The 2,061-nt window shown below is 63.0% G+C and carries 2 protein-coding genes; both read left to right on the top strand.

The window, feature by feature from the left end:
* Positions 1–944, top strand: a 944-nt coding sequence (locus ACH4F2_RS35805; protein ID WP_398136789.1) for a PBSX family phage terminase large subunit, incomplete at its 5' end; no start/stop codon positions are given.
* A partial coding sequence (locus tag ACH4F2_RS35800; protein WP_398136788.1) for a phage portal protein occupies positions 931–2,061 on the top strand: 1,131 nt, incomplete at its 3' end. The genes ACH4F2_RS35805 and ACH4F2_RS35800, both read left to right, overlap by 14 nt.

Here is a 2,061-nt window from a genome sequence, read left to right as displayed (position 1 = left end):
AGAAGTCCCTTCGAGGGCTCACCGTTGCCGGTGCCTACGCCGATGAAATCACCGTTATTCGGTCGGACTTCTTCCATCAGCTACTCGGTCGTATGTCTGTCACCGGCGCGAAGTTGTTCGGAACGACGAACCCCGACAACCCGATGCACTGGCTCAAGGCCGAATACCTCGACCGACTGCACGAGCTTCCAGACTGGCGCAGTTGGCATTTCACGCTCGACGACAACCCTGCATTGTCCGAGGACTACAAGAACTCGATCAAGCGCGAGTACACAGGCCTCTGGTACCGCCGCTTCATCCTCGGCCACTGGGTCGCAGCCGACGGCGCCGTCTACGACATGTGGGAGCCGTCCAAGCACGTCGTGCGGTGGCAGGACCTACCGCAGATGGTGGAACTGTTCGGCGTCGGAGTCGACTACGGCACCACGAATCCCACCGTGGCGCTGTTGCTCGGCGTAGGCGCCGACGGCGTGCTCTACCTGATCGACGAATGGTCGTACACGCCACGATCGGACGCCACCCGCTGGACCGACGCTCAACTCTCCCGCGGCCTGCGTGACTGGCTCGCCGAAGGGCACCTGCCATACCCGACGCGAATGCCTCCCGGACCGGTCATCGTCGACCCCGCAGCGGCGTCATTCCGGGTACAGCTCCTGCAAGACGAACTTCCGACGTACGCGGCCGAAAACGATGTGCTGTACGGAATTCGGACCATCGCAACATTGCTCTCGACCGGAAAGCTGAAGGTCACCGATCGCTGCAAGACCTTCATGACCGAGGTCGCCGGCTACTCGTGGGACACGCAAGCAACATCCGAGGGCTACGACCAGCCCATCAAGTCTGCGGATCACGCGCTCGACGCTGCCCGCTACGCCATCGTCACCACCGAAAAGCGGTGGCGACGCTACGTCGATGTGAACGGAGGCGAGTATGCCGCTTCCTGAGAAGTCCACCGAATGGCCGCCGAAACCGTTCGACCGCGCGCAGAAGGAAATGCGCACCTGGAATGCCTGGTACACCGGCAACGTCGAGGTGCTCGAAGAAATCTACCGGGAAAATAACCGGCAGCGCCCATCTCAGTACGCCGGGGGAGTCGTCGGGAAGTTGGCTCGATTCTTTTGGGGCCGGCCAAACCCCCAGCAGTCGCACCGACTTCACGTACCCGCAGCGTCCGACCTCGCCCGAGCTTCGGCAGACCTGCTGTTCGCGCAACCACCGATGTTCGTAGTCGGAGAGGACGACGCGCGCGGTGATCATCAGGCAACGCAGGACCGTCTGCAGAAACTCTTCGGTGAAGACGACGCCGCCGCGACACTGGCGGAGTCCGCTGAAGTGGCGTCCGCGCTGGGTGGCACGTACCTGCGCTGGTGGTGGGACAAGGAAGTCGCTGACAAGGTCAAGCTCGGGGCAGTCGCCGCCGACGCAGCGGTCCCAACATGGAAGTACGACCAACTGGCCGGGGTGACGTTCTGGACCGTCGTGAACGACGACAACGACACGGTCTACCGACACCTCGAGCGTCATGAGCCGGGACGAATCCTGCACGGGCTCTACGAAGGTGACCGGGGCCGTCTGGGCAGAGCCGTTCCACTGACCGAGCACTCGTCGACGTCATGGGCAGCTGACCTAGTCGACAGTGAAGGTGCCATCGAAACTGGCATCGACGCGCTCACGGCAACGTACATCCCGAATGTGCGTCCCAACCGGAAGTGGCGACCGATCCACGGGCTCTCCCCGCTCGGCCGGTCCGACTTCGACGGGTTGGAGCCGCTCTTCGACGCGCTCGACGAGTCGTACAGCTCGTGGATGCGCGACATCGACCTCGGTAAGGCGCGGCTGTTCGTCGATGAATCGATGCTCAAGCCACTCGGTCCCGGTAAGGGATCAGCCTGGGACGGTGAGCAATCGATCTTCACACCGATGGCATCCGGGCTCGGTTCGATGCAGAACGGCAACGCGCCAGTTCAGGCGAACCAATTCACGATCCGGTGGCAGGAGCACGCCAACACGTGCGCGGAACTTCTGAATGCGATCCTGCGGGGCGCTGGCCTGTCGGCGGGA

This window comes from Streptomyces sp. NPDC017890, from assembly GCF_044328675.1.
Lineage (GTDB): Bacteria > Actinomycetota > Actinomycetes > Streptomycetales > Streptomycetaceae > Streptomyces.
This window is presented reverse-complemented; position numbering and strand designations above follow the sequence as displayed.